General features: G+C 65.9%; 22 protein-coding genes, 1 tRNA gene and 1 other RNA gene. 15 read left to right on the top strand and 9 right to left on the bottom strand.

The genetic code is table 11. The features are described from left to right. A partial coding sequence (locus U1839_RS19870; protein WP_332805320.1) for a hypothetical protein occupies positions 1 to 214 on the top strand: 214 nt, incomplete at its 5' end. Positions 215 to 771: 557 nt separating this feature from the next. Here U1839_RS19870 and U1839_RS19875 read toward each other — a convergent pair. Next, positions 772 to 1,572, bottom strand: coding sequence for a hypothetical protein (locus tag U1839_RS19875; RefSeq protein ID WP_332805321.1), 801 nt, complete (start codon positions 1,570 to 1,572; stop codon positions 772 to 774). 148 nt (positions 1,573 to 1,720) lie between these two features. On the opposite strand from U1839_RS19875, the gene U1839_RS19880 reads away from it, so the two are divergent. Together U1839_RS19880 and U1839_RS19885 are read left to right on the top strand one after the other, a co-directional pair. Beyond that, complete coding sequence (locus U1839_RS19880; RefSeq protein WP_332805322.1) at positions 1,721 to 2,098, top strand: hypothetical protein; 378 nt, start codon at positions 1,721 to 1,723, stop codon at positions 2,096 to 2,098. A gap of 2 nt (positions 2,099 to 2,100) precedes the next feature. Then, on the top strand, positions 2,101 to 3,168 hold the full coding sequence (locus U1839_RS19885; protein WP_332805323.1) for a FecR family protein: 1,068 nt from the start codon (positions 2,101 to 2,103) through the stop codon (positions 3,166 to 3,168). Here the strand turns inward: U1839_RS19885 and U1839_RS19890 are convergent, their stop codons facing one another. Next, on the bottom strand, positions 3,169 to 4,644 hold the full coding sequence (locus U1839_RS19890; RefSeq protein WP_332805324.1) for an FGGY family carbohydrate kinase: 1,476 nt from the start codon (positions 4,642 to 4,644) through the stop codon (positions 3,169 to 3,171). A 54-nt stretch (positions 4,645 to 4,698) separates the two neighbouring features. On the opposite strand from U1839_RS19890, the gene U1839_RS19895 reads away from it, so the two are divergent. Then, positions 4,699 to 5,904, top strand: a complete 1,206-nt coding sequence (locus tag U1839_RS19895; RefSeq protein WP_332805325.1) for an AI-2E family transporter — start codon at positions 4,699 to 4,701, stop codon at positions 5,902 to 5,904. 45 nt (positions 5,905 to 5,949) lie between these two features. Then, positions 5,950 to 6,026, top strand: a tRNA-Asp gene (locus U1839_RS19900). Between the two features lie 20 nt (positions 6,027 to 6,046). Here the strand turns inward: U1839_RS19900 and U1839_RS19905 are convergent. From U1839_RS19905 to U1839_RS19920, 5 genes are all read right to left on the bottom strand, one after another. Further along, complete coding sequence (locus U1839_RS19905) at positions 6,047 to 6,259, bottom strand: DUF2842 domain-containing protein (protein ID WP_332805326.1); 213 nt, start codon at positions 6,257 to 6,259, stop codon at positions 6,047 to 6,049. Beyond that, complete coding sequence (locus U1839_RS19910) at positions 6,256 to 6,801, bottom strand: 5-formyltetrahydrofolate cyclo-ligase (RefSeq protein ID WP_332805327.1); 546 nt, start codon at positions 6,799 to 6,801, stop codon at positions 6,256 to 6,258. The genes U1839_RS19905 and U1839_RS19910 overlap by 4 nt, the downstream gene beginning before the upstream one ends. Positions 6,802 to 6,824: 23 nt before the next feature. Further along, positions 6,825 to 6,978: non-coding RNA, 6S RNA (gene ssrS / locus U1839_RS26825), on the bottom strand. 12 nt (positions 6,979 to 6,990) lie between these two features. Beyond that, positions 6,991 to 7,293, bottom strand: a complete 303-nt coding sequence (locus U1839_RS19915; RefSeq protein ID WP_332805328.1) for a cell division protein ZapA — start codon at positions 7,291 to 7,293, stop codon at positions 6,991 to 6,993. Continuing rightward, complete coding sequence (locus tag U1839_RS19920) at positions 7,293 to 7,640, bottom strand: hypothetical protein (protein WP_332805329.1); 348 nt, start codon at positions 7,638 to 7,640, stop codon at positions 7,293 to 7,295. The genes U1839_RS19915 and U1839_RS19920 overlap by 1 nt, the downstream gene beginning before the upstream one ends. Before the next feature lie 16 nt (positions 7,641 to 7,656). Between U1839_RS19920 and gap the strand changes: the two genes are divergently transcribed. From gap to U1839_RS19940, 4 genes are all read left to right on the top strand, one after another. Further along, positions 7,657 to 8,667 carry a type I glyceraldehyde-3-phosphate dehydrogenase gene (gene gap, locus U1839_RS19925; protein ID WP_332805330.1) on the top strand — a complete coding sequence of 337 codons (1,011 nt, stop codon included), beginning with the start codon at positions 7,657 to 7,659 and terminating at the stop codon, positions 8,665 to 8,667. 99 nt (positions 8,668 to 8,766) lie between these two features. Next, positions 8,767 to 9,228: an MOSC domain-containing protein gene (locus U1839_RS19930; RefSeq protein ID WP_332805331.1), complete on the top strand. Its 462-nt coding sequence runs from the start codon at positions 8,767 to 8,769 to the stop codon at positions 9,226 to 9,228. Next, a complete protein-coding gene (locus tag U1839_RS19935) occupies positions 9,225 to 10,427 on the top strand; it encodes a phosphoglycerate kinase (protein WP_332805332.1) in 1,203 nt (400 codons plus the stop codon). Before U1839_RS19930 ends, U1839_RS19935 begins: the two co-directional genes overlap by 4 nt. A 46-nt stretch (positions 10,428 to 10,473) precedes the next feature. Beyond that, positions 10,474 to 11,022, top strand: a complete 549-nt coding sequence (locus U1839_RS19940; protein ID WP_332805333.1) for a YkgJ family cysteine cluster protein — start codon at positions 10,474 to 10,476, stop codon at positions 11,020 to 11,022. Between the two features lie 242 nt (positions 11,023 to 11,264). On the opposite strand, the gene U1839_RS19945 is transcribed toward U1839_RS19940, so the two are convergent. Together U1839_RS19945 and U1839_RS19950 are read right to left on the bottom strand one after the other, a co-directional pair. Next, complete coding sequence (locus tag U1839_RS19945; RefSeq protein ID WP_332805334.1) at positions 11,265 to 14,213, bottom strand: TonB-dependent receptor domain-containing protein; 2,949 nt, start codon at positions 14,211 to 14,213, stop codon at positions 11,265 to 11,267. Between the two features lie 327 nt (positions 14,214 to 14,540). Further along, positions 14,541 to 15,059 (bottom strand): TlpA family protein disulfide reductase, encoded by a 519-nt coding sequence (locus U1839_RS19950; protein ID WP_332805335.1) that lies wholly within the window; start codon positions 15,057 to 15,059, stop codon positions 14,541 to 14,543. Between the two features lie 190 nt (positions 15,060 to 15,249). Between U1839_RS19950 and U1839_RS19955 the strand changes: the two genes are divergently transcribed. Genes U1839_RS19955 through thiE form a run of 6 tightly spaced genes read left to right on the top strand, consistent with a single transcriptional unit; the run spans position 15,250 to position 18,664 of the window. Further along, a complete protein-coding gene (locus tag U1839_RS19955) occupies positions 15,250 to 15,495 on the top strand; it encodes a hypothetical protein (protein ID WP_332805336.1) in 246 nt (81 codons plus the stop codon). Positions 15,496 to 15,538: 43 nt separating this feature from the next. Continuing rightward, positions 15,539 to 16,447 (top strand): class I fructose-bisphosphate aldolase, encoded by a 909-nt coding sequence (locus U1839_RS19960; RefSeq protein ID WP_332805337.1) that lies wholly within the window; start codon positions 15,539 to 15,541, stop codon positions 16,445 to 16,447. A gap of 4 nt (positions 16,448 to 16,451) precedes the next feature. Further along, entirely contained in the window at positions 16,452 to 16,844 is a 393-nt protein-coding gene (locus U1839_RS19965) for a putative quinol monooxygenase (protein WP_332805338.1), read from the top strand. Then, positions 16,841 to 17,509 (top strand): O-methyltransferase, encoded by a 669-nt coding sequence (locus tag U1839_RS19970; RefSeq protein ID WP_332805339.1) that lies wholly within the window; start codon positions 16,841 to 16,843, stop codon positions 17,507 to 17,509. The genes U1839_RS19965 and U1839_RS19970 overlap by 4 nt, the downstream gene beginning before the upstream one ends. Next, positions 17,506 to 17,991, top strand: a complete 486-nt coding sequence (locus U1839_RS19975; RefSeq protein WP_332805340.1) for a hypothetical protein — start codon at positions 17,506 to 17,508, stop codon at positions 17,989 to 17,991. Before U1839_RS19970 ends, U1839_RS19975 begins: the two co-directional genes overlap by 4 nt. Next, a complete protein-coding gene (gene thiE, locus U1839_RS19980) occupies positions 17,984 to 18,664 on the top strand; it encodes a thiamine phosphate synthase (RefSeq protein ID WP_332805341.1) in 681 nt (226 codons plus the stop codon). The genes U1839_RS19975 and thiE overlap by 8 nt, the downstream gene beginning before the upstream one ends. Position 18,665 lies beyond the last annotated feature (1 nt).

Below are 18,665 nucleotides of genomic sequence, written 5' to 3' on the forward strand. Positions count from 1 at the left end.
CTATGTTGCCGGCGGGCGGTATCAGTCCAGGCCATCTGCTTCTCCTATCGTCTCGACAACGACGGTGAATCACAACCTACTGATATCGCTCAACCACTTTCCGCTCGGGCTCTTAGACAATCAGGGGATTGCGCTAACGGCGAGAGCCGGCGCCGAGCTACCCGAGAAGAGCTTTGGCTACTTCTCAAACGGGCTGATGAAGCTGTTGGTGTAATATCATGCATTGGGGGCTTGCCGAGCGACCGCTATAGCAGACTGTGCACCGGGCCGACCAACCCGCACAGCTCGATTCAACATTCGCCGCATCGGCGCAAACCGTGGTGGTACCGTGCCTCGACTCGATGCATGGCCGCTCTTTCGCATGGTCCGGCCCGAAAAATATGACCCCTGCATTGCGGGCGGTATTCCCCTGGGAGGCGCGCTTTCCTCCCCTGCAAACGGCGCAATTCTACCCTGCTTTTTCGGAGCAGGGGAGCGGGTTCATAACCGTATGTAACGGAACGTAAAAATCGGCGCGAAAAATGGTAGGAGCAGGGGAGATTTTCCCCTGCTTCGGAATCGCTCGATGGCGACGACGCGGATCGCAACTGCGAGGCGCCAGGATTGGGGGGATCGCCATCTTCTCGTCACCCCGGACTTGTTCCGGGGTCCACCGGCCCACAAGCTCTGCAATCCGAGAGGTTCTCAAAACCCGGCCCGGTGGATCCCGGAATAAATCCGGGATGACGAAGGTGTTCGCAACCCCGCGCGCCGTACTTCGCTCGAACACGCCTAGCGAAAATGCTCCGACGGCCCGAGCACCAGCGCGAAGCCGGCCAGCACCACCGCGCCGGCAACGATCACCGGCCAGTTGCGCGCAATCACGAAAGGCTTCGTCTCCACACCCGACGGCACCGTGAAACCGACCGAGATCATCCCCGCATTGCCGCCGAATGACGACGCTGCGGCCGACATGATGGTAATGAACACGCCCAGCGGGTTGAGTAGGCCGACCAGCACCGCGGCGCAGCCGATCGTCGCATAATAGCCATGCGCGATGATGCGCCGCGCCGCCACCGTCGCGGGGGAATCGCCGAGCATCGCGGTCAGCGTGCGGATCGCGGCGCGCACCAGCAGCACATAGGCGGCGATGCCGATCGCCAGTTCTCCGGCGCGCCACAAATAGGGCAGGGGCAGCGGGCCGATTCCGCCGCCGTCGCCCGGCCCGAGGTCGCCGACCCCCGTCGCGCCCGAGAAGCAGAAATAGCCCGCCGCGACGAACGCCTTGGTCACCCAGATCAGCCACAGCACCAGCCGCGCGAGATCGCTCCGCGCGCCACGCCACAGCGCGAAGGCGAGGAGTGCCAGAACGCTATCGACGGCGACGCCGGCGATCGCCACGACGATGCGCGGCAAACCCTCGAGCCCTTCGCAGTCGACATAAAAGGCGCCGATCGTCACCACCTTGCCACCCTGGACGGCGCAGGCCGCCGCGTGCCCGCCAATCTCGTGCCACATCGTCAGCAGCGGCATCAGCAGCATACCCAGCCCGACAACCGTCGCGATATCGATGCGTTGCGTCTCGTTCGTCATGTGCTGCTCCCGCGCCGTGCGTCAGCCTATCGCGTCACGCCGGAGATGCGAAGCCGCCGCGTCACAGGGTCAGGTTTCCGCGCGCCCGCGATCGGCCTATGCTGCTGCATGCCGACTCGACGGGGGACGGCTGGGCGGAGGCGTTGCCATGGCCACCGGATGGAGAGTTGCAGCATTCTGGCTCGCTGTGGCCGGCAGCGTGGCGCCGGTTGCCGCGCAGATCGATCCGCTCGCCGAACTCGATTCGCTGTCGCAGGCCAGCGTGGATCCGGCCGCCGGACTGGTGCTGGCGCGGCAACAGGTTGCGCGCGGCGATCTCGTCGGCGCGGTCGCGACGACCGAGCGCATCATCGCGCTGCATCCCGAATCCGACGATGCGCTGCTGTTCCATGTCAGCCTGTTGTGTCGGCTCGACGATCCCGCCGGCGCGCGCGCCGAGCTCGCCGAATTGCCCGCCGGCCGCATGCGCGGCGACTGGTCGCCGGTCGTCGCGGCGTGCGGTCCCGGCATCCGGGGGAGGGGCTGACCATGGCACGAAGCTTGCGACTCGCGCTCGGTGCCGCCGTCGTGGCGACGGCATCGCTTGCGCTCGGCGGCGTCGCGATCGGCGCCGACAACGCCAATACGATCGGTATCAACGCCGTGGTCTACAACAATGTCCGGCTGAAGAGCGCGGGCGCGCCCCAGGCGCATGTCGCGGTGGTGCGCGAGCGGGTCGGCCTCGGTGACGAGGTGCAGACCGGCGGCCGCAGCCAGCTCCAGGTCCTGCTGCTCGACAAGACCGTCTTCACCGTCGGCTCGGGCGCGCGGGTGACGATCGACCGATTTGTCTATGACCCGGTGCGCGGCGCGCGGTCGATGAGCGCGTCGGTGGTGAAGGGGGCGTTCCGCTTCATGTCGGGCCGCACCGATCGGCCCGGCACGACCAGCATCAACACCCCAATCGCCTCGATCGGCGTGCGCGGCACGATCGTCGAGGGCGTGGTCGGCCAGGCCGCGGCGGAAATCGCCGCAGGCGAGGACGCGGTCGGCCCCAACGTGCGCAGCGACCCCGCAACCGCCTCGCTGATCCTGCTGCGTGGTCCGGGTGCTCGAACTCAGGGCCGGCTCGGCCCCGGCGCGATCGACGTGACCGCCGGCGGTCGTACCGTGGCGGTAACCCAGCCGATGCGCGCGGTGTTCGTCCCCGCCGCCGGCCAGCCGCCGATCGGGCCGTTCCTGCTGTCGGAGCGCGGCTATGGCCAGTTGCGCGCCTTGCTCTTCCCTTTGCTCGCCCAGCGACTCGGCATGCCGATCCCCGGCGAGCGCCCGTTCACCCCCTATGGCAATGGCGATCGCGACCACGGTCGCCTCCTGCCGCTGCCGCCGGGTGCAAATCCGGGCTATCCCAGTTTCGATCAGCCCGGTGGACCGTCCGTGCCCTTCGGGACACCCGGCATCCCCGACCGTTTCCCCGATCAGTCTGCCGGCTCGCCGGCCAAGCCGGCCCAGAGCCCCGCAGCCCAGAGTCCTGCGGCCCAAAGTCCCGCGGCAGGCTCCCCGCAACCCTCGCAGGATCCTGTGGCGCCGCCCCCCAAGGACCCGGGGAAACCCTGATCAGGTTGCCGCGGCGTTCGCGATCACCGAGCGCACTGCCTTATCCCACCCCGCCAATCGCGCGTCGCGCCGCACCGAATCATAGTCGGGCGTGAAGCGCTTGACCGCACCGCGCATCGCGCTCGCCGCCGCCAGGTCGTCGAACAGCCCGCAGCCGACGCCCGCCAGCATCGCCGCGCCGAGCGCGGTCGTCTCGGCCATGGCCGGCCGCTCGACCGCGACGTCGAGCATGTCGGCAAGGTCCTGTGCCATCCAGTCATTGGCGACCATCCCGCCGTCGATTCTGAGTGTCGTCCAGTCGACGCCGTCGGCGGCGAAGGCGGTCTTCAGGTCATGCGCCTGATGCGCCATCGCCTCCAGTGCTGCGCGCACGATATGCGCTCGCGAACTGGCAAAGCTCAGCCCCGATATCGCCGCACGCGCCTCGGCCTCCCACCACGGCGCGCCAAGGCCCGACAGCGCGGGCACGAGATAGACGCCGGCATTGTCCGCGACCGATCGCGCCAGCGCCTCGGTCTCGCCCGCCGTGCCGATCAGCCCGACCGCGTCGCGCAGCCACTTGATCAGGCTGCCGGCGACGAACACCGATCCTTCCAGCGCATAGGCGCGCCGCCCGCCGATCTGCCACACCACGGTCGACAGCAGCCGGTTGCGCGATACCGGCGGGGTCGCGCCGGCCTGGGTCAGCACGAACGCACCGGTGCCGAAGGTCGCCTTGGTCTCGCCGACCGCGAGGCACGACTGACCGATCGTCGCCGCCTGCTGGTCTCCGGCGATGCCGCAGATCGGGATCGCGTCGCCAAACAAGGTCGTCTCGCCGAACCGCCCGGCGCAATCGATGATTTCGGGCAGCGCGGCGCGCGGCGCGCCGAACAGCTCGATCAACCCGTCGTCCCAATGCCCGCTGCCGATTGCCATCAGCGCGGTGCGGCTGGCATTGGTCGCGTCGGTCACGTGCAGCCCGCCGGTCAGCTTCCAGATCAGCCAGCTGTCGATCGTGCCCACCGCCAGCCGTTCGCCGGCCTCGGCCAGTTGCGGCCAGTTGCTCATCGCCCAGCCGATCTTCGAGCCGGAGAAATAGGGGTCGAGCAACAGCCCGGTCTTGGCCTGTACCCCCGGCTCTTCGCCATCGTCCTTCAGCGCGCGGCAGATCGCGGCGGTGCGCCGGTCCTGCCAGACGATCGCCGGGGCGAGCGGTTCGCCGCTGACCTTGTCCCAGAACACCACCGTTTCGCGCTGGTTGGTGATGCCGATCGCGGCGATTCGTTCGGCGCCGCCGGCTGATTCGATCGCGGTGCGACAGCAGCCAAGCGTGCGGTCCCAGATTTCCGTCGCGTCATGCTCGACGCGGCCGGCCGCGGGATAATGCTGGGTAAGCTCCATGCCGTGCGTCGCACGGACGGCGCCGTCGGGGGCAAAGATCATTGCCCGTGTGGAGGTGGTGCCTTCGTCGATGACGAGAATGAGGTCGCGCATGAAACGAAGCTAGCGATCATTGCGCGCGAGGGGAATGCCGCTAGGACAGGAGACATGGTGGATCAGAACGACAATAGCGGTTCTTTCGGCTTGCCCCATGACGAGCAGGGCGCGGATGCCGAGCGCGTCGCCCAGCGCCGCGATCGCCTGTTCGCCGCGCTCACGCTGATCGCCGGGCTCGGTCTCGCCATCGCCATGCCCTTCGCGCTCAAGGAAGGCGCGGAATTCTTCCTGCCGACCACCGCTGCTTTGGTCATCGCCATCGCGCTGGTGCCGATTCTCGAATGGCTCGAGCGGCACCGCATCCCGTCGCCGATCGCCGCCTTCGCCTGTGTGCTGTTCTTCGTCGCGGCGGCGGTCCTGGCGGTCGTCGCCATCGTCATCCCCGCGACCGAATTCTTCCGCAAGCTTCCCGAGCGCATCGACCGCATCCAGATGAACCTCGCGCCACTGATCGAGCTCTACGCCTCGCTCGAAAAGAGCGTGAACCGCACGGTACGCCACCTTGCCGCGACCGGCCCGGTAAAGCCCTCGCCCACCGCGGCGGTGAGCCCGCCGGGCTCGATTCTGGAACTCGCCGCGACCACTGCGCCGGGCATTTTCATCCAGATCTTCTTCGGCATCCTCGTTGTCTATTTCTTCCTGTCGCACTGGACCAAGCTGCGGCGCCAGACGATCAACAACCGCGCCAGCTTCGGTGGAGCGATGGCCACCGCCCGCGTCATCCAGGACGTTGTCGACGATACCGCCGCCTATCTCGGCACCATCACGCTGATCAACGCCTCGCTCGGCGCGATCATCGCCTTCGCGCTGTGGCTGATCGGCATGCCCTATCCGGTGATGTGGGGTGGCATCGCTGCGCTGCTCAACTATGTGCCCTATTTCGGCCCGATCGCCGCTGCCATGCTGCTCGCGGTCGGCGGGCTGATGACCTTCAGCGACATCTGGGTGGCGGTGCTTCCCGCCGCGATCATGATCGGCTGTCACCTGCTGGAGGCCAATGCGATCACACCGCTGATCGTCGGCCACCGTCTGACCATCAACCCGGTGCTGATCCTCATCTCGATCAGCTTCTGGAGCTGGGTGTGGGGCACGCCTGGCGCGGTGCTCGCCGTACCGCTGCTGATCATCCTGCAGACCGTCATCGGTGCCGCCGGCAAGCCCGATATCGCCGGTTTCCTGTTCGAGCACGGCACGCTGACGCAACAGCGCCGCGCGCGTTTCGGGCGCAGGGACGATACGGATGACGGCAGCGGTTGACAGGGTATGGCGGCTCGCCTAGTTGCGCCGCCTCACGCTTTCCAAGCGGGTGTAGCTCAGTTGGTTAGAGCGCCGGCCTGTCACGCCGGAGGTCGCGGGTTCGAGCCCCGTCACTCGCGCCATTCCCCTTTCGGAATGAAGTTCACCGCTCGGTGCCGGCTTCCATCCACGCCAGGATGCGCCGCATCGGCAGCAGCCAGATCCACACGATCCCGGTGATCAGGTAGAAGCCGAGCTGCACCAGCGTCGGCCAGTTGCCGACGATCCGCGACAGGCTTGCCACGCCGATCACCCACAGCGCGATGATCAGCAGGATCAGCAGCATGCCAAAGGGTTTGCGCCAGCTCGGGGTCATCGTGTGATCCATTCCTGTTCGGTCGCGACCGCGTCGAGCGGCACGTCCCATGCTTCGGTGGCCAGCGCGTCGACGCGCTGGATCGACCAGGCGATACCGATTCGCCACGCCTGCGGGAAGGCGGCGAACGCCCGGTCATAATAGCCCGCGCCTTGGCCGAGTCGGTTGAGCGCTGCGTCGAACGCCACCAACGGCGTCAGCACGATGTCGGGCGCCAGCGCCGGTGCGTCGTGATGCGGCTGGTGCAGCCCGAACGGGCCGGGGACGAGATCGACCTCGCTGTCCCACGCCAGAAAGCGCAGCGGCGCGGCGCGCGTCGTCACGTGCGGCAGGGCGATCACGCACCCGGCATCGGCTGCTGCACGCGCCAGCGCGGCAGGATCGGCCTCGCCCGTCATCGGCACATAGGAGGCGACGGTCAGGCCGGGAGCGAGTCGAGAGAGAAAGGCGGGCGAGGGGACCGGCGCACGATCGGCGTGCGCGGCAAAGGCGATTCGCGCCGCCCGCATCCGCGCGCGTAGCGCCACCTTGTCCTCGATCATGGCGATATCCGTGAAGAAGCGGTGGCGGGACCGCCGTGGCCGTTTGCCGGGTTATCCTCTGACGCACGGTACGTCAGGTGGGGACCATGTGCTTCGGACCAGGATCCGGGCAGGGACAGCCCCCTTGGATGATGAATAGCCTCAGGGATAATAAAGGCTCGTACCGGGCAGTGCCCGCCACCTACCCATCTAGGGATTCGCGGCGCTTTTCTCAAGGGTCGCGACGAGCGCCTCGAGCTTCTCCGCAATGCGGACGGCAACGGCGCTTTCCGCGGCGCCGGGCGGGCGGCGCTCGGCCTCGTCGAGCGCGTCGGCGAGCATCAGCGCGACGAACAACATCGCGCGTTCGCCGCCGACATTGCCGGCCGCGCGCTGGGCCGTCGGCCAATGCGCGTCGAGCATCGTGCCCAGCCGGCGCAGCTGGTCTTCCTCGCCATCGCGGCAGGCGACGGTATGGCGGCGGTCGCCGATGGTCAGCGTGACATCGGCCATCAGGCGTCGGATCCCTGATCGATGAGCGTGTCGAGCGCGGCGATTGCCTGGCTCACACGATGGCGCAGTGTTTCATGGCGGCGCGATAGCGCGGCGTCAGCCTTCGCTTGCCCTTTGACGATCGATTCGATCCGCGTGATCGCGCGATCGATCCGGTCGAGCGCTGAAATATTATTGTCATCTGCCACGGCGGTCGGGATAGCATGGCTTTCAGGGCGGGCAAGATCGATTTGCCTCGTCGCGGTTGACGTGAGGCGCAGCCCACCGCAAAGACCGCGCGCTTTACAGAATCGCCGACCATCGTCGCGCCAGAACCCTTTTGCGCGCGACCCCGTCGGCATCGCCACGGCGAGGGGAGTCACGATGACGGTCAAGGTTGCAATCAACGGTTTCGGGCGCATCGGTCGCCTTGTGGCACGCGCGCTGCTCGAGCGCGGCGATACCGGGCTCGAACTGGTCGCGATCAACGACCTCGCCGACGCCAAGGCCAATGCCTGGCTGTTCTCGCGCGATAGCGTCCACGGCAAATATCCCGGCAAGGTCTCGGCCGAGGGCAATGACCTCGTCGTCGATGGCAAGCATATCCGCGTCACCGCCGAGCGCGACCCCGCGAACCTGCCGCACAAGGAACTGGGCATCGACATCGTGCTCGAATGCACCGGCTTCTTCACCGATCGCGAGAGCTGCCAGAAGCATCTCGACGCCGGCGCCAAGAAGGTGCTGATCTCCGCGCCGGGCAAGGGCGTCGACCTGACGGTCGTCTTCGGCGTCAACAACGACAAGCTCGAGGCCGGCCACACCATCGTCTCGAACGCCTCGTGCACCACCAACTGCCTCGCGCCCGTCGCCAAGGTGCTCAACGACGCGATCGGCATTGAGCGGGGGCTGATGACCACGGTGCATGCTTATACCAACGACCAGAAGATCCTCGACCAGATCCATCCCGATCTGCGCCGCGCCCGCGCCGCAGCGATGTCGATGATCCCGACCACCACCGGCGCCGCCCGCGCGGTCGGCGAGGTGCTGCCCGAACTCAAGGGCAAGCTCGACGGCTCGGCGATCCGCGTGCCGGTGCCCGATGTCAGCCTGATCGACCTGACCTTCACGCCCAAGCGCGACACGACGAAGGAAGAGGTCAACGCCATCCTCAAGGCGGCGTCCGAAAGCGGGCCGCTGGTCGGCATCCTCGATTACACCGACGAGCCGCTCGTCTCGATCGATCTGATGCACACCTCGGCCAGCTCGACCGTCGACAGCCTCGAGACCGCGGTGCTCGACGGCAAGCTGGTCCGCGTCGTCAGCTGGTACGACAATGAATGGGGCTTTTCGAACCGCATGGTCGATACCGCCGGGGCAATGGCAAAGTTCATCTGACGCGGTGCGCCGTCAGCTGATTCCGTCGCGCCCGCGAGAGCCGGCGTCTCCCGGGAACGGAGATAGTCCGGCTGTCGCCGGCGTCGCGGCGCAGCAACGATGACTGGCAGGCTGGCCGGGATCGCCCGCCATCCGCGTCCCAAGGCGGCGATGGAGTTGATCGATCATGCCGATGTCACGCTGGACGCCGGCATCGCTGGCGACTTCCGTGGCGCGGTCAAGCCCGGCGGCAGGGGCCGACGCCAGATCACGCTGATCGAACGGCGCCAGTGGGACGCTGCGATGGCGGAACTCGGGCGTGACATTCCGTGGCAGGAACGCCGCGCCAACCTCTTGGTCGAGGGCGTTTCCTTACCGAGGGAACGCGGTGCGCTGTTGCGTATCGGCGCAGACGTCGTCGTCCGGATCACCGGCGAATGCGACCCGTGCAGCCGCATGGAAAGCATCGCGCCTGGCCTCAAGGCCGTGCTTTTGCCCGACTGGCGTGGTGGCGTGACGGCCAAGGTGTTACATGGCGGCAGGATCGCCATCGACGATGAAATCAGGATCGAGGAAGTATGACCAAGGCCTTCAAGACGCTCGACGATATCGGCGATATTCGCGGCAAACGCGTGCTCGTCCGCGAAGATCTCAACGTGCCGATGGTCGATGGGGTGGTCAGCGACGATACCCGCCTTACAGCGACTTTGCCGACCGTTACCGAACTCGCCGACAAGGGCGCGATCGTGCTGATCCTCGCGCATTTCGGTCGACCCAAGGGCCAGCGCGTCCCGGAAATGTCGCTTGCTCCAGTCGTGCGTCCGTACAGTGAAGTAGTTGGACGTCCGGTCAGTTTCATCGATGACTGCCAGGGCGATACCGCCGCCGCGGCGGTCGCGAAGCTGCAACCCGGTGATATCGCGATCCTCGAAAACACCCGCTTCCACGCCGGCGAAGAGAAGAATGATCCTGCGTTCGTCGCGGCGATCTCCAAACTCGGCGATATCTACGTCAACGACGCCTTCTCCGCCGCGCACCGCGCCCATGCGTCGACCGAGGGGCTGGCGCATGTCTTGCCTGCTTATGCCGGCCGCGCGATGGAGGCCGAACTCGTTGCGCTCGACAAGGCGCTCGGCAACCCCGAACACCCCGTGGCAGCCGTCGTCGGCGGCGCGAAGGTGTCGAGCAAGCTCGACGTGCTCCAGCATCTCGTCACCAAAGTCGATCATCTGATCATCGGCGGCGGCATGGCCAATACCTTTCTCGCCGCGCGTGGAGTCGATGTCGGCACGTCATTGTGCGAGCATGACCTGACCGGCACCGCCGAGGCGATCTTCGACGCCGCCGAGCGCGCCAACTGCACCATCCATCTTCCCTATGATGTGGTCGTCGCGAAGGAATTCCGCGCCAACCCGCCGACGCGCACGGTCAATGTGCACGAGGTAGCGGCCGACGAGATGATCCTCGATATCGGCCCCGCCGCGACCGAAGCGCTCGCCGACGTGCTCAAAAACTGCCGCACGCTGGTTTGGAACGGTCCGCTCGGCGCGTTCGAGACTCCGCCCTTCGATACGGCGACGGTCGCGCTGGCCCGCACCGCAGCAGCCCTGACGCGCGATGGCTCGCTCGTCTCGGTCGCCGGCGGTGGCGACACGGTCGCGGCGCTCAACCAGGCGGGTGCGGCCGGCGACTTCACCTTCGTCTCGACCGCCGGCGGCGCGTTTCTCGAATGGATGGAGGGCAAGGATCTGCCCGGCGTAGCGGCGCTGACTCGGGGCTGAGCGTCGCGAGTCGCCATCCTCACACGCGCGCTGTATCGACGTCGCCATGGGGAGCGACGCGGCCGCAGGACCTGACATATCCGCGCGTAATGCGACGCTGTGCACGGCGTGCGGCCTTTGCTGCGACGGGTCGTTGTTCGAAGCGGTAAGGGTCGATGCCGTCGAGATTGCGCCGCTAGAACAACTCGGCCTGGCGATCGAGCGCGGCGACGAGCCCCGTTTCAGGCAACCATGCACGAAGCTCATTGATCGCTGCTGTTCGATCTATGCGGCGCGTCCGCGCATCTGCCGTAATTTTGCCTGCGCACTGCTGAAGCGGCTGCACAAGGGCGACGTCACCCTCGACCAGGCGCGCGGCGTCGTCGCGACGGCGCAAACGCTGCGGGCGAGAGTCGCTGGGGCAACGCCTCATGCAATCGGCATTGCCGCATCGCTGGCGGCCGCGCCCGACCAGGACTGGGTCGCGATTGTCGACCCTGCCATGCGGCGATCTGCCGCCCATAGGCACCTCGATCAAATGGTCTTGCGCGACTATCTCGCAACCCATTTCCGGCTGCCGGGAGACAAGCCCGGCGCAGGTGCCGGCGAGCCCTGACGCGGTAGCGGTCGTTGCGGCTACGCCACGGCTTGCGTCGAAAGTCCAAGTGACTGCGAAAACTTGCCTTGCTGTGCAGAGCGTCGACCTGACCTTCGCGCTGGCCGAGCGCGTTCTGGTGTCCCGCTGCCGATAACGCAGGAGCGCGTAGCGCAATCCCTGTCACGTAAAAGGGGCGGCCCTTTCGGACCGCCCCTCCCACATATCGTTCCTGGCCAGGCTGCGCCGGGCCGGTCGGAAATTCAGAACTTAAACGTCGCGCCCGCGCGGAACTGGCGGCCGATCAGGCCGGCATAGTGCCACGTGGTCAGGAAGTTCGGCGCACTGGCATAGGCTGCCGGCGCGATCGGGGCATGCGCGTCAAACAGGTTCTTCACGTTGAAGAAGAACGTGAAGTCGTCATGCACCCGTGCGGTGAAGTTCAGGTCGGTCGTGATGAACGGACGAACGTAGCAGAAGCTGTTGCCCGTCGCATCGCTCGGCGTCTTGTAGAGGTTTGCCGAGCAGTCGGTCGACAGGTTGCCCTGGTCGGTCCCGACTTCCTTGATCCGGCCAACATAATAGGCGGTCAGGCTGAGCGAGTACGGTCCGGCCGCAAGGGTGTTCTGCCAGTTGCCGCGCCAGCTCGGCGTGCCGTTGCCGGACGAAAGATCGTACGGCCCGAGTGTGCCGGCATAGTGCTGAACGTCGCCGCTGTTGGTGTGGAGATCGTATTTGAGGGTGTGCGTGACCTCGATCCGGCTGGTGAACTTCACGTCGCCGCCGAGCGGGATGCTCGCCGTTGCCGCGAAATCGATGCCCGACGTGATCGCGTAGTTTGCGTTCACATAGGGCACGTTGATGATCAGCACGCGGGGCAGCGCTGACGGGAACAACGGATCGGCACCATCAGCGGTATTGACCGAATAACCCGGGCCAACGGCAGCGACAGCTGCGGCAGCAGCGGCCGGATTGGCAGCGGCGAAGTATGCCGAGACGGCCTTGCCGATGTCCGGGCCAGCAACGATCAGGTTCGACTTCTTCACGTTGTAATAGTCGACCGTCAGGCTCAGCCACGGCACCGGCTGGATGATCGTGCCCAGCGTGAAGCTGCGCGAGGTTTCCGGCTTCAGGTTCGGGTTGCCCGCCACGCCGCGGCCCAGCGAATAGGCGTTGTTGTAGGGGTTGCCGTTGGCCGAGCAGCTGGCCAGCGTACCCGAACCGCCATGCGCCAGGATGAAGGCGCACGGCGGGGTCGTGGTCACGAAACCGGCATATTGGCTGCGCGGGCCGGATTCAGCGAAGGTCGGTGCGCGGAAGCCCTGCGAATAGGTGCCGCGGAACGCGATCTGCTTGATCGGGGTGAACTTCACGCCGACCTTGGGCGAGAAGTGGCCGAAGCCTTCCGAATAATGATCGTAGCGGCCCGACAGGTTGACGTCGAGTTGCTCGAACACCGGCGCGTCGAGTTCGAAATAGGCGGCGGCCACGGTGTGCTGGCCAAAGGCCGATGCCGTGGTCAGGCCATAGGTATCGAGATTGACGTTCTGGTTATTGTTCTCGAGCTTTTCGCGGCGGACCTGCCCACCCAGCGCCAACTGAAGCGGACCGCCCGGAAGGGTTGCCAGAACCTTGGTGATCGACGCATCGAGGCTGTACATCTCCGAGAAGGACGGCGTCGTCTTGTCCGGCGAGAGCGCCGCACGAACCGCAGCGCTGTTCAGCGACGGGTTGACGAAATTATACGAGCCCGTGTTGATCGCCTTTGCCAGCGCGGCGATGTTGATCAGGCCGTGCTGCGTGATGCTGAGATTGTCGCGCGCATAGACGGCATCGATCTGCCAGTTCCAGTCACCGGCAAAGCTACCCTTCAAGCCGCCCGTGAAGCGATAGACCGAGTTGGTCCGATCGCTACCCGCCGGGATGTCGCTGAACAGATAATAGATGCGTGCGGCGCCGTTGGACGGATTGGCGGCAAAAGCTGCGGCGTAGGGGTTGTTCGGGTTCAGCGTGCGATCGGCTGCGGTCGAGCAATTGACGCCGCTCGAGCAGATATAGACCGGAAGCACGATGCCCGGGTTCGACGATGCGACGAGCGGCGCGGCGCCGAACGGCTGCGTCTGGCGGATGGCCGAAGGCGGGCTGTGAATGCTGACATAGCTGCGGCTGTAGCTGCCGGTCACATAACCTTCGATATTGTCCGACAGCCGGAAGCTGATTCGACCATTGACCGAATAACGCTCCTGCAGCGGCTGCAACTCGCGATACAGGTCGGTGATGTCATATTTGCAGCCCGTGCCCTGCGCGCTGCCGCTGGTTACCGTATAGGTTTCGCGGGCGCAGTTGTTTAGCCCAAGCGCCGTGTATTGGTTGGTAAGCGGCGAGCCGACCATGCCACTCAGCGGATTGTTGAGGTCGCTCTGGGTGACGCGGGTGACATAAGCCGTTGGCGTGTTGACCACCAGGGATTGGTCGGCCGTGTTGTTGTCGGCGCCGCCAATCGAGGTCAGGTCCTGCGTGTTGTACGGGAAGCCGCGGCTGCTGCTGGTGACGCGGCCGTCGCGCTGATATTCGCCGTTGATATAGACGTTGAAGCCCTTCTCGGCATAATCGCCATAGCCGAGCGTCAGCTCGGCGCGCTGGTGCGCCGCATCGCCGCGCGAGGCAACACCGCCCTCGACCAAGCCGGACACACCGGTGAAGTGCTTCTGGAGCTTGATGTTGACCACGCCGCCGATCGCATCGGCACCATAGGTCGACGAGGCGCCGTCCTTCAGCACTTCGATGCGGTCAACCAGGCTGAACGGGATCGAGTTGAGATCGACATAGGCGTTGTGGCCGTCGTCGTTGATCGGGAAGTTGGTCGAGCGCAGGCCGTCCACCAGCACGAGCGTCGACGAAACGCCGAGGCCGCGCAGCGACACGGCGGAACCACCGGCGGAGAAGCCGGTCTGGAAGCCCGTGCCGATCGAACCGGCGCGGTCAGCCGAGATCGAGCGGATCGCGTCGGTCGCGGTCGTGATGCCGGCGCGCGAGAGGCTTTCCGACGTAAGAACCGTTACGGGTGAAGGAGTCTCGGTATTTGCGCGACGAAACAGCGAGCCGGTGACGACGACGTCAGCGGTGTTGTCGTCCGCGCTGGCCTTGGCCGCTGCCGGGGCCGGAGTCGCAGCCGTCTGGGCAAAGGCTGGTTGCGCTGCGATCGCAAGCACAAGCACAAGCGCGAGCGGCGCGACACCGCTGCGGAATCAAAGCGTGCGGTTCCTTTGCGAAAAATTCATCTGTATTGACTCCCCAAATGTACAATCTGTCGGCCCCTCGCCGACGACGTGTGGCGACAACGACGCCAGCCACATCATGGGTTGACGCTGCAACGCAGCGTAAGCCGTGTAAATGGCCGAAACGGAATTTTCTCGCGTGTTGCAGTAGGGCAACACACGTCGCGGCCGTTCATTTTATCAGGTCGGCGCCGCCGAACTGCGGTCGTCATGACAGCAGAATCGACCATCGCCGCAGTGATCGTCGTCTGCCCGCGACCTCTATCCGGCCGCCGGCGGAATGGGCACCGGCTCATTCAGCAGCGGCACGATCTCCCGATTGAGATCGTCAAGGTCGAACGCCGCTGCCTTGGCGTAGCGAATATGGCTCGATCGATCGATGACATAGTTGGTCGGCACGCCCTGCAGTACCGGATAATTGCCCTTGATCCGCTTTGCCGATGGCATGTGCATCATCGCGAACAGCTTTTTGAGCATATAGGGCGGCAACGAATCCTCGGTCGCGATGGCATAGACCTTCAGGCCATGATCCTTCTGGATGTCGTAATATTTGTCGAGCAGCGGCAATTCCGCCTTGCACGGCCCGCACCAGGTCGCCCAGAAATTCAGCACGACGACCTGGCCGCGTAGCTGGTCGAGCGTCACTTTCGAGCCGTCGATCAGCGTCAGTTCGAAAGGGGGGGCGACCGTGCCGACCTTGGGTGGTCCTGCGCCGATCGACAGCGCCGCGCCGATGACCAGCGCGAGCGCCCTGATACCCCTTGGCAGAAATCGTCTCATGTCACAGCCCCTTGTTTTGCCAAGGATTGCCGGTAGGCCGCCCGCGGTCAAGCGACATCGCAGTCATTCAGGACCTGATCGTGTCGTGGCATGATTCAAGCGTTGGCTCGCCACTCATATTCGTGTTGCGTGTTCGTATCCTGCCTCCGTTCGATGCTCGCCGGCGACGCGGTGCGCTCTGTTCCCGCCCGTGATCCTTCTGTTCCGGATCGCGCTATTCTCTGTTCGCGCTTCTGTTCTTCTCGACCGGCCGAATCGATTCAAGAGTTTGATCGAAAAGGAAAAGCTGGCTCATATCGGCATCGTCCAAGGGCCAAAAAATTCTCTCGCCCTGTTATCGCCCCTGTTATTCGCGCAAAACAGGCGAATTGCAGGGTTTTTCGCAGCCTGTTCCCGCCGGCTCGACAACGTTGCCCCGGCAGCAGGTCCCGGCTAACAGCCGCGCCAACCACCACGTTCGTCCTGCACAGGGGATCCCGATGACGCCGACGGTCAAAGCCATTCTCGACAAATATGAATCCGACAGCCCCGGCGTTAAGGCCAACCTCGCGCGCATCCTGATGCAGGGGCGGCTCGGCGGTACCGGCAAGCTGATCATCCTGCCGGTCGATCAGGGTTTCGAGCACGGCCCGGCGCGGAGCTTCGCGATCAACCCGGCGGCTTATGACCCGCATTACCACTATCAGCTGGCGATCGACGCCGGCCTGTCGGCCTATGCCGCACCGCTCGGCATGATCGAGGCCGGGGCCGAGACCTTTGCCGGCCAGATCCCGACGATCCTCAAGCTCAACAGCTCGAACAGCTGGGCGACCTCGATCGACCAGGCCGTCACCGGCGGCGTCGACGATGCACTGCGGCTCGGCTGCGCCGCGATCGGCTTCACCATCTATCCCGGCTCGGACAATATCTTCGAGATGCTCGAGGAATTCCGCGAGCTCTCGGCCGAAGCCAAGTCGGTCGGCATCGCCTCGGTGCTTTGGTCCTATCCGCGTGGCGGCGACCTGTCGAAGGATGGCGAGCTGGCGCTCGATGTCGGCGCCTATGCCGCGCACATGGCGGCGCTGATGGGGGCGCACATCATCAAGACCAAGCTGCCGACCGCGCATATCGAACAGAAGGAAGCCGTTGCGGCGTACAAGGACGGCGACTGGTCGACCCAGGCCAAGCGCGTCGCGCATGTCGTCCAGTCGAGCTTCGCCGGCCGACGCATCAACGTCTTTTCCGGCGGCGCGGCCAAGGGTGCCGACGCGGTCTATCAGGACGCGCGCGACATTCGCGACGGTGGCGGCAACGGCTCGATCATCGGCCGCAACACCTTCCAGCGCCCGCGCGACGAGGCGCTGGCGATGCTCGACAAGCTGGTGCGCATCTACAAGGGCGAGGAATAAGCCGATGGCCGTCGCCCGCCGTGTTCTGCTGGGTGGCGGCCTCGCGCTCGCCATGCTCGGCAAGGCAGCGGTGGCGGCGGCATCGACCGGCATTGAGACGCCGGCGATGTACGGCATGATCGGGAAAATGAAGGCCAAGCCGGGCCAGCGCGCCGCGCTTGCCGCGATCCTTGGTGAGGGCTCAGGCACGATGCCCGGCTGCCGCGCCTATATCATCGCCGAAGACCTCGCCGATGCCGACGCGCTGTGGATCGCCGAGATCTGGGACGACAAGGCCGCGCACGACGCGTCGCTCGCCCTGCCGCAGGTCAAGGACGCGATTCGTCGCGGACGCCCGCTGATCGCCGGTTTCGAACTCGGTGCCGAGCTTCGACCGCTCAGTGGGGTCGGGCGATGAGCGATCCGCGCTGGACCGCGGTCGACGACTATATCGTCGGCCATCTGCTCGGCGACGATCGGGTGCAGGAAGCGACGCTCGCCGCCAACGCGGCCGGCGGCCTGCCCGAGATCGACGTATCGGCAACGCAGGGCAAGATGCTTCACCTCTTCGCCCGCATGGCCGGCGCGCGGCGCATCCTCGAGGTCGGTACGCTCGGCGGCTATTCGACGATTTGGCTCGCCCGGGCGCTGCCGGACGACGGCGTGCTGGTGACGCTGGAACTGGAGCCGCACCATGCCGCCGTTGCCCGCGCCAACATCGCGCATGCCGGTTTTGACGAGCGCGTAGATGTCCGTGTTGGCGCGGCGGTCGATACGCTCCACGCGATGATCGCGGCCGGCGAGCCGCCGTTCGATCTGATCTTCATCGACGCCGACAAGCTGAGCAACGTCGCCTACCTCAACGCCGCGCTCGCCCTTTCGCGCCCCGGCACGACGATCGTCGTCGACAATGTCGTGCGCGAGGGCGGCATTCTCGATGCGTCCGGCACCGACGATCGCATCGAGGGTTCGCGTCGTCTGTTCGAAGCCGTCGCCGTCGAACCACGGCTATCGGCGACGGCGGTGCAGACGGTCGGCGCGAAGAAGTGGGATGGTTTCTTGCTCGCGCTGGTCGGCTCGTGACGGCTGCACAACCCTTCGCCTATCATCGCAGTATCGCGCCGCTGATGTGGGTGTTCGTCGCGATCGCCACGGTCGAACTGGTCGTGGTGCACCTGTTGTTGGTGCTGTGGCGGCCATGGGTCGCGCTGACCTTGTCGGCGATAAGTCTTGCAAGCATCGCGTGGCTGATCGCAGCCATCCGTTCGTTCCGCACCTTGCCGGTGCTGGTTGCCCCAGAACGCATCGTGTTGCGCGCCGGCCGGCTGCGCAGCGTCGAGATCGCTCCCGGCAACATCGCCGGGTTTCGCGGCCAGTGGGACCGCGCCGCGCTCAAGGCGCCAGGCGTCGTCAACCTCGCACTGCTCGCCTATCCCAATGTCGTGCTCGACCTGCGCGAGCCCATTGCCGGGCGTCGCCGTCCGGTGACCGCCGTGGCGCACCGACTCGACCACCCCGCCGCTTTTGCCGCCGCGATCGAGGCGCTAGGACAAGTTCATGATTGACGACGATCCCCTCGGCCCGCTCGACCCCGATTTCGCGCGCGCCTTCACGCGCGACCAGCGCCGGCCGCCGTGCCAGCTCTATCTCGTCTCGCCGCTCGATGTGGGTGGTAGCTTCCCCGATCGGTTGGCGCGCGCGCTCGATGCCGGCCCGGTCGCCGCGTTCCAGTTCCGCGTGAAGGACATCGACCAGCACGCTGCCGCCGCGCTTGCCGAACCGCTGCAACGCGTCTGCGCCGACCGTGAGGTCGCTTTCCTGATCAACGACAGCATCGCGCTCGCCAAGCGCCTCGGCGCCGACGGCGTTCATCTCGGCCAGGGCGACGGCGATCCGCGCGAGGCGCGTGCCATTCTCGGCCCGGAGGCGCAGATCGGCGTGACGTGCCACGACAGCCGCCACCTCGCGATGGAAGCAGGCGAGGCGGGTGCCGATTATGTCGCGTTCGGCAGCTTCTACTCGACCACCACCAAGGCCGTCGATCATCATGCCGATCCGGTGATCCTGAGCTGGTGGTCGACCGTGTTCGAACTGCCCTGCGTGGCGATCGGTGGCATCACCCCCGCCAACGCCGCGCCGCTCGTTGCCGCCGGTGCCGACTTTATTGCCGTGTCGCACGCGGTGTGGAGCGGCGACGAGGCGGCGGCGGTAAGGGCGTTTGGTGACGTGCTGGGGTGAG

Origin of the sequence: Parasphingomonas halimpatiens (assembly GCF_036663795.1) — a bacterium.
GTDB lineage: Bacteria > Pseudomonadota > Alphaproteobacteria > Sphingomonadales > Sphingomonadaceae > Sphingomonas.